Here is a 9,062-nt window from a genome sequence, read left to right as displayed (position 1 = left end):
GCGTAAATATTTGGAAAATTTAGAAAAAGAGAATTACCGTTTAAAAGAAGAGATTAAAAAGTTAAAAAGAGAAATTTCCCAAGAAATTGAGAAAAATCATAAAAATGACAAAGTACTTTTTAAACAAAGTAAAATGGCATCTTTAGGAGAAATGCTTGGAAATATAGCCCACCAGTGGAGACAGCCTTTGATGGAACTCTCTTCTGTGACTATGGAACTTCAAGCAAAAATTGAGCTTCTAGGAAAAGTTACAAATGAAGAGATAATAGAATCAATAGAAAAATCAAATGATATTATTCAATATATGTCTCAAACTATAGATGATTTTAGGAACTTTTTTGCAAAAGATAAAAAAAGAGTACAATTTAAAATTACCGAACAAATCAGTTCTGCAATCAATATGATAAATTCATCTTTAAAGCAACATAATATAAAACTTGAAATTATAGTTATAAAAAATTCTTCAATTATAGGGTTTAAAAATGAGTATTCTCAAGTTCTTATAAATATTTTATCAAATGCAAAAGATGAGCTTGTAAATAGAAAGATAAAAGATCCAAAAATTACTCTTAAAATAGGAGAAAAAGAGGGTAAAAGTATAGTTGAAATAGAGGATAATGCCGGTGGAATAAAAATAGAACCTATAGATAAAGTTTTTGAGCCTTTTTATACAAAAGATAAGGCAAACGGTACCGGTGTAGGACTTTTTATGTCAAAATTAATTGTTGAAAATAATATGGATGGAAGATTGTTGGTAAAAAATAGTTCAAAAGGAGCAAAATTTATTATTGTTATTCCTAAAAGTTTTTAAGTATCTTGCAACTGATAACCTATTCCTGAAACATTTCGAATAGAGTCTTTCCCTATTTTTTTCCTTAGTTTACTTAAAACAGCTTTTAGTGCAGAATCAGTTGCTTCAAAACTATCTTCCCAAATGCTGTTTTTTATCTCTGTTGTGGGAACAACACGGGTCTTATTTTTATACAACAGTTCAAGCAGAGATATCTCTTTAGTTGTTATATTTTGCTCTTTTGAATCTTTATAAAGTTTCTTTTCGGTGATATTGTAACAAGTATTGTTAGGAAAATATATACAATAATCTCCATTTTCATAAATTTCTTGAGAAGCTTTTATCAAAGCCTCTTTTAACTGATTAAAATCCAAAGGTTTAACGAGATAATCTACTAATTTCAATTTTGTTGCTTCAAGTAAAAACGGAGTATCAGTGTGGGCAGTAAGCAAGATTATAGGTATTCTTTTATTATTTTGACGAACTTTTTTTACAAATTCAATACCGTTCATCTCAGGCATACTTATATCACTCAATATTATATCAATATGCTCTTTTGAAAAAAGATTGAGTGCCTCAATACAGTTTGGCAGATCAAAAACTTTATTTGAGATAAGATTTAATGTATTTGATACGTTTTTACGAATTTTTTCTTCATCTTCAATATATAAAATATTCAGCGATTTTAAAAAGTTCAAAAAAAATGTTGAAGTCATATAAAATTATACCTTTTTGTTAATAAATATAATTTTATTTAAATAAAAATAAGAAAATAATAAAGAATCTACTTTTTTTGAAGTAACTTTTATAAATTTTTAAGTAAAATCTATAAATATTCTTAAAAGAAGGGTTATTATGAACAAGTATATTATAAGTATAGCCGTATCTTCTATTTTAACTTCTACATTATATGCTACAAGCGTAAAAGATGTTGTAGAGCAAACAATAGGAGCAAACCCTGATATCTTATCAGAGAAGTTCAATAAAGATGCCTATAAAAAATATGTGGATGAAGAAAAGGGTGATTATTATCCGACAATTGATTTTTCAGGATATCTAGAAGATTCTAAAACAAGGTCTGATAGAGATGATAATTATCCTGATGATCCAAGCACTCAGGATAAAGATGGATATAATGCCACTTTAACCTTAGAGCAGATACTTTATGACGGAGGAAGAACTCCAAGTGAAGTTGCAGGAGCAAGGTATCAATATTACGGGAATAAGTATAGAAGTACCCAAAGAGTCGAAGAGATAATCAGAGGTGCTATTGACAGTTATATGGATTTAGTTATGTATGAAGAACTTATGAATCTTTCGGAGAATAATTTAAAATTACATGATGATTATCTTGTAATTGCAAAAGAGAAAGAGTCAATTAGTGGAGAGATACTTGAAAGTTATGAAGTAAATTCTAAAAAACATTATATAACAGATAGATATTTAGAGCAAAAACAATTAGAAGATGAAGCTCTAAACAAATATATAAAATTTACTCAAACTCCGACTGACGGAAAGGTTTGTAGACCTGAGATTAATCAAACTTTGATCCCTAATACATTGGAAAAAACGGTTGAAGTGGCAAATATAAAAAACTTTAAAATCCTAGAACAGATTGAAAAAGTAAAAGAACAAAGGGAAAATATAGCACAAGCAGAATCTAGATATTTACCTACCTTACGGTTTCAATGGCAGTCCGTATGGGACGATGATTTGGAGTATGAAGAGAATGGAAGTCAAGATATTCATAGAGCAAGACTTCTTTTAGATTGGAATATTTTTGAAGGAGGGAAAACTTATCACGCAACTCAAAGAGAAAAACTCTTCTTAAAAGAGCAGCAAAAAGTTTTAGATAATGTCGTAAATGAAGTAAAAGAGGAAATTACTACATCTTATAATGCTTACACAATCTCAAAACAAAGATTGGCAAATTTAAGAAGATATGTAGTAGATAATAGAAATATAAGAGATGTATATTTAAAACAACTTCAAGACGGAACTAGAACTTTTATTGATATTTTGGATGCTGAATCGGATTTGTATAATTCTCAAGTTGATACTTTAAGTCAAGAGATGGACGTATATGCAAAATATTTTGATTTATTAGAAAAAATGGGAATTCTAAGTGAAGCTCTTTTAAAATCAAAAGATCAAACGTGTAAAGCATATGTTCATAAAGAGTACGTTAATCCGATGAAAAAACCCGATACGAATATGAATGACAAAGATATGCCTTTAGATGAAGATGTGTTAAAAGAGTTGGGAATAGAATCAAATTTAGATTTGGAGATAAATAATTTAATTAATAATCCTCCAAAAGAGAGTCTTGCAGATAAAAAAGCCCAAAAAGATATCTTGCCTAAAGGAAAATATACGATAAATGTCGCTACTTTAGATACTAAAGAAGAGGATATTAATAGTTTTAGACAAAAATATAATTTAAAAGACGATAAATCTTTATATAGCTATAATGTTGGTTCTGATACAAAGTTATTATATGGAAGTTATAATAACTTAAAAGATGCTAATAATGCGATGGTAGCTTTAAGTGCTAAAGGAATAAAATCAAATGTTTATGTTGATTATTTAGATAAACATAGAAAGCTAATAGAAAAAAATAAAACTATTAATTAAAATAAGGAAATTATTTGTCCAATACAGAGATTGATCAATTTGATGAAAAAGTAGAGGTTCTTCAAGAAAGACGAAAAGTAGATACTCTTTTAGAGAGTCTGCTTTTCCTAGCAAAGTTTTATCAAAGGGCAACTTCAAAAGAGTCTTTGATTTACGGTATGGCTTTACATAATAGCATAATGGATGTAGACACTTTTATTTTATCTTCAAAAAAAATCGGTCTAATCTCTAAATTTGTTTCAAGAGAAAAGATAAAAGATATTTCAAAATTAGCTCTTCCCGTAGTTTTAATTACCGATAAGAGTAGATCTATGGTACTGCTTGATTATGACTTAGAAAAAAATGAAGCAATCGTTATGGTTCCCGGACTTAGTGAAGGGCAGGTAAATATGAAAATTGATGAGCTTGAAGACCAATATGTGGGTAAAGCCATAATCATAAAACCTGAATATAATTTTGAAAATAGAGTTACTAACAGTATTATTATTCCAAAACCCCAAAAATGGTTTTGGGATGCAATAAAAAGAAATAAAGATATATACTTAAAAACAGCCTTAGCTTCAATTTTTATTAATATGTTCGTAATAGCAACTCCTCTTTTTACAATGAATGTTTATGACAGAGTTTTGCCTAATAATGCAATTGATACCTTATGGGCTTTGGCTATAGGTATACTTTTTGTTATGCTTTTTGATTTGGCATTAAAACTTATTAGGTCTTATTATCTTGGAAAAGCCAGTAAACGTGCCGATGTTGTAATGAGTAATAAAATTTTTGATCAATTACTTAATTTAAGGCTTGAGGAGAGACCTGCTTCAACGGGAATGTTTGTAAACCGTTTACAATCATTTGAATCAATAAGAGATTTTTTTGCTACAGCCACTATTACAACTTTAGTGGATATTCCTTTTATTTTTATTTTTGTAGCAATAATTTTTTACATCGGAGGAGCTCTTGGTTGGATTAGTATTGCTTCTATTTTTATTACTCTGATTTTTTCATGGTTTATAAAAAAACCTATTAAAAAAACCGTTGAAGCTTCAACAAAAGAGGATCAAATAAAGCATACAACTTTAAATGAAACGGTTGCAGGTTTAGATATTATAAAGAGTGTACGAGGTCAAAATCGTATGAAAACACATTGGGATAAATCGATTAATCAAACAGTGTATCATAATGAAAAATCTCAATTTCTATCTCAAATTGCCACATATTTTACCACTTTTATTTCTCAGTTTTCAAATATAGCTATAGTAATAGGCGGAGTATATTTGGCAAGTGAAGGTGAAATGACAATGGGTGGAATAATTGCTTCTATGATTCTAAACGGACGAGTAATTGCCCCAATTTCACATGTTGTAGGAATGATTATAAGATTTGACAGAACAATGCTTTCTCTTAGAAATATAGATGAAGTTATGAATATGCAAGTAGAAAGGGAGAATAAAACTTATTTAAGCAGACCTGATTTAAAAGGTGATATAGAGTTTAAAGATGTTGTTTTTTCTTATAAAACACAAAATTTTAATGCTTTAAAAGGAATTAATTTAAAGATAAAAGAGGGTGAAAAAGTTGCAATATTAGGAAAAATCGGCTCAGGAAAATCTACTTTGATTAAACTATTACAAAACCTTTATGTCCCTACAAGCGGTTCCGTGCTTGTGGATCAAACAGATGTAAGACAGATTGACCCGGTGGATTTAAGACGTGCAATAGGGGTTGTTCCTCAAGAACCTTTTCTTTTTATGGGTAGTATTAAAGATAATATTACCATAGGGGAACCTTTTGCGACGGATGAAGAAGTTTTAAGGGCTTCAATGATTGCAGGAGTTCATGATTTTTTATCAAAACATGAATCGGGATATGATTTAATAGTAGGTGAAAGAGGTGAAGGTTTAAGCGGTGGGGAGATTCAATCTGTTGCATTAGCCAGAGCTTTAGTCTCTAATCCAAATATAATGATTTTGGATGAACCGACTAATTCAATGGATAGACAAACGGAAAAAGTATTTATTGATAAGATGTCTAGAATAATAAAAGATAAAACATTAATTCTTATTACTCATAAAGTCTCAATTTTATCTTTAGTTGACAGAGTAATTGTTTTAGAAAACGGTCAAGTAATTGCCGACGGGAAAAAAGAAGAAATTTTTGCAAAAGGCGGGAATATAAGATGACAAAAGAAAATGATGTAAATTTTGTTCATTCTTTATACGGACAAGCCCATGAAAAACCAAAATTTAAAATAGATTTAATCTTTTTTACAATAGTGGGATTTTTTCTATTTGTAATTATTTGGGCAAATTTTGCAAAAATAGATGAACTTACAAGAGGTCAAGGGAAAGTTATTCCTACAAATAAAATACAAACGATACAATCTTATGACGGTGGAGAAATTGAAGAAATTTTGGTAAAAAACGGTGAGCATGTGAAAATAGGGCAGCCTTTGGTCAAAATTGATACAACAAGATTTCAAGCAACATTAGAAGAAAATCAAGAAGGAATCAGTCAATGGATGGCAATGTTAGAACGGCTGAAAATTGAATCTAATATTGATGTTGACAAACCTATTCCGGAACTTAAATATAATGATGATGTTAAAAAAATAGCAGGAGATTATATAGCTTCGGAGACAACCCTTTTTAAAAACAGGGTTCAAGAATTAAAAAGTTCGGTTCAAGTTTTAAAAGCACAATTAAATCAAAAAAAACAAGAATTAGAAGAGATAAAAGCCCAAAAATCACAATTAGAAAGAAATTTAAAATTAGTTCAATTACAAAGAAAAACTATTAAAAATCTAGTTCAATCAGGTGCAAAATCAAAAGTAGATTTAATAAATATAGAAAAAGAGTATCAAGAATTAAAAGGGGATTTAAAGTCTGCCGAATTATCGATTCCTAGATCTAGATTTGCTATAAGTGAGGCAGAAAATAAGGTATCTGAAAAAATTAGATCTTTTAGGACAGAGGCTTCAAAAGAGTATCAAAAAATTTTAGTTGAGTTAAATAAAGCAGAAGCCAGAAAAGTTTCAGATAGCGATAAAGTACAAAAAACAGTAATGAAATCGCCTGTTGACGGTATTATAAAAGAGATATATGTAAATACAATAGGAGGAGTTGTTCAACCGGGACAAGAACTAATAGATATTGTGCCTGACAGTGAAATTTTATTGGTTGAGGCAAAAATCGATCCAAGGGATATTGCTTTTATTAATCCTAAACAAAAAGCAATAGTGAAAATTACTGCTTATGATTTTTCTATTTACGGCGGATTAGAAGGACAGATTGTTGAAATTTCGGCAGATAGTATAATTGATAAAGATAGCAAAGATGGGAAAAGTTATTATAAAGTCGTAGTAAAAACTAAACAAAACTATTTGGAAAAAGATGGTGAAAAACTGCCTATTATTCCCGGTATGGTAGCAAGTGTGGATATTGTTACGGGAGAAAAATCAATTATGGATTTTATTCTTAAACCAATACTTAAGATAAAACAAAATTCGTTACACGAACGATAATCATATTAAGGATTAAAAGTGAAAAAATTTAAAAATGTTATATTTATTACAATTATTACGTTATTTACATTTATAGGGTGTAGTCAAAAAACAGAGATAACTAACAATGGAAGCGATATTTTAAATGAGTTACCTCTTCATGATGCTATTAGAGCAAAGGATAAAGCACTGGCAGATGAGCTTATCTCAAAAGGAACTGATGTAAATGCAAGAGATAAATACGGATATACACCGATGCATCTGGCCGTGAGATTAAATCAATTAGATATTGCAAAAAAACTGCTTGAACATAATGCCGGCGTAAATAGTGTGGATATTTACGGTGATACACCTCTTTTAGACTCAACAAGAAACGGTACAAATGCAATGTCGAGATTTTTAATTTGTAATAAGGCAGAAAAGAGTGTAAAAGATAGATTTAAAATGACTCCTTTACATAATGCTTCAAAAAACAGAGATTTGTATATTGCAATGATGCTACAAAGTGATGATATTACAAAGATGTGTGAGAATTTGACAATCAATCTTAAAAGTTATGATGAAGGCTCAAAAAAAATCTGCGGAGAAATTCCTACTGGAGTAGCAACAAATATAGATATAACCTTATCAAAAGATTCTATTGATTCAATGAAACCTGTAGGTCCTTTTAACGCACAGATAGAAGGCAGTGAATATTGTGCAACATTAAACAATATAAAAGATGAGTCAGACTATTTAGTAACGGCAGTAGGAACAAATAGTATAGATAGAGCTATTGCAACAGCATCTTTAAAAGAGTTACAAATAAAAAAAGAGGTAAAAAATGAGTATATCAAAGGGCTTTATGAGGCTTTAGAAAGTGAGTTTGCCGAAGATTTTAAACCTTGGAATGCGCAGCTAGATAAGAACGGTTTGATTTTCAGATTCAAAGATCCAAATGTTTTATATAAAGTAGGAAGCAGTGAAATAAATAGAAAATTTAAAACTATTTTGGATGATTTTTTCCCGAGATATTTGAAAGTTCTTGAAAAATATAAAAATCAAATTGCGCAAATAAGAGTTGAAGGGCATACTTCTTCTGAATACGGAAGTGCAAGAAGTGATGAAGAGAGATATAAATTAAATAAAATTCTTTCTGAAAAAAGAGCAAGTGAAGTATATAGTTACACCTTTAATATTGATAAAAAAATAGTTGAAAACAGTAAAGATTGGTTAGATAAAGTTTACTCTTTTAAAGGGATGTCATATGATAATTTGATTTATGACGAAAACGGCATAGAAGATAAAGTTTTATCTAGAAGAGTTGAGTTTAAGATAAATAAAAAATAAAGGATCCTTCATGAAAAAGTATTTAGCAGGAGCTGCTTTTATAGCATTATTAAGTGGGTGCGGTACAAACAGTACTGTTGTGTCTGTGGGAGATAAAGAGGGGATATTAAACAGTGAGGGTAAAGTTTTAGTAAAACCTACATATAAAAGAGTATCAAAGTTTAAGACTGTTGAAAACAATGAGTATAAATATCCTCATTATTTAAACTTTCATTGGCTGCATTTATCAGGTGAAAAATATGCAGTTGTAAAAAATATCGATAATAAATATGGAATTATTGATGAAGAGGGCAATCTAAAATTAAAAGTTGTTTATGACTCAATCGGTCAGTTTATAAACGGTTTTGCAAAAATTGAAGTCGATAAAAAATATGGACTTATAAATGAAAATTTTGAGGTTGTGCTAAAACCGATTTATGATGATGTGAGAACACCTTTAAACGGAACAATTATTGTTAAAAACTATACAAAAGATAGTAAATCTAAATATGGATGTTTAAATAAAAATATGGAAGAAGTGTCATCTTTGGACTATGATATGATTTTTTTATCAAGCGAAGATAGAATGAGAATCAAAAAAGATAACTTATGGGGATTTATGGATAATGAGTGTAACGTAGTCGTATCTCCCCAATATAAATTTGAAAAAGATTACTCAAACGGTCTGGCAAAAGTTCAAAAAACAGACGGTCTTTATACCTATATTGATTTAGACGGTAAAGAGATTGTCGGGAAAACATTTAATCAAGGACTTGATTTTTAACCTAATTTATATGAAGTGTTTATTTATTTTAGTATAATTAAACACTTCAA

At 29.4% G+C, this 9,062-nt stretch carries 7 protein-coding genes; 6 read left to right on the top strand and 1 reads right to left on the bottom strand.

Features of this window, described 5'->3' with window-relative positions:
* Positions 1-10 precede the first annotated feature (10 nt).
* Positions 11-811 (top strand): sensor histidine kinase, encoded by an 801-nt coding sequence (locus tag AANAER_RS13475; protein ID WP_129082052.1) that lies wholly within the window; start codon positions 11-13, stop codon positions 809-811.
* On the opposite strand, the gene AANAER_RS13470 is transcribed toward AANAER_RS13475, so the two are convergent.
* The gene (locus AANAER_RS13470; RefSeq protein ID WP_129082051.1) at positions 808-1,506 is read right to left on the bottom strand and encodes a response regulator transcription factor; all 699 of its coding nucleotides are present in this window, start codon (positions 1,504-1,506) and stop codon (positions 808-810) included. The two genes, AANAER_RS13475 and AANAER_RS13470, sit on opposite strands and share 4 nt — an antisense overlap.
* Positions 1,507-1,645: 139 nt before the next feature.
* On the opposite strand from AANAER_RS13470, the gene AANAER_RS13465 reads away from it, so the two are divergent.
* From AANAER_RS13465 to AANAER_RS13445, 5 genes are read left to right on the top strand one after another with little or no spacing between them, the layout of a single operon-like run.
* Complete coding sequence (locus AANAER_RS13465; protein WP_129082050.1) at positions 1,646-3,424, top strand: TolC family protein; 1,779 nt, start codon at positions 1,646-1,648, stop codon at positions 3,422-3,424.
* 14 nt (positions 3,425-3,438) lie between these two features.
* Positions 3,439-5,601 (top strand): type I secretion system permease/ATPase, encoded by a 2,163-nt coding sequence (locus tag AANAER_RS13460; protein WP_228711154.1) that lies wholly within the window; start codon positions 3,439-3,441, stop codon positions 5,599-5,601.
* Positions 5,598-6,941 (top strand): HlyD family type I secretion periplasmic adaptor subunit, encoded by a 1,344-nt coding sequence (locus AANAER_RS13455; RefSeq protein WP_129082049.1) that lies wholly within the window; start codon positions 5,598-5,600, stop codon positions 6,939-6,941. The genes AANAER_RS13460 and AANAER_RS13455 overlap by 4 nt, the downstream gene beginning before the upstream one ends.
* 18 nt (positions 6,942-6,959) lie before the next feature.
* Entirely contained in the window at positions 6,960-8,249 is a 1,290-nt protein-coding gene (locus AANAER_RS13450; protein WP_129082048.1) for an ankyrin repeat domain-containing protein, read from the top strand.
* Between the two features lie 10 nt (positions 8,250-8,259).
* Positions 8,260-9,012: a WG repeat-containing protein gene (locus AANAER_RS13445; RefSeq protein WP_129082047.1), complete on the top strand. Its 753-nt coding sequence runs from the start codon at positions 8,260-8,262 to the stop codon at positions 9,010-9,012.
* Positions 9,013-9,062 lie beyond the last annotated feature (50 nt).

The sequence above is a fragment of the Halarcobacter anaerophilus genome (assembly GCF_006459125.1).
Classification (GTDB): Bacteria; Campylobacterota; Campylobacteria; order Campylobacterales; family Arcobacteraceae; genus Halarcobacter; species Halarcobacter anaerophilus.
This window is presented reverse-complemented; position numbering and strand designations above follow the sequence as displayed.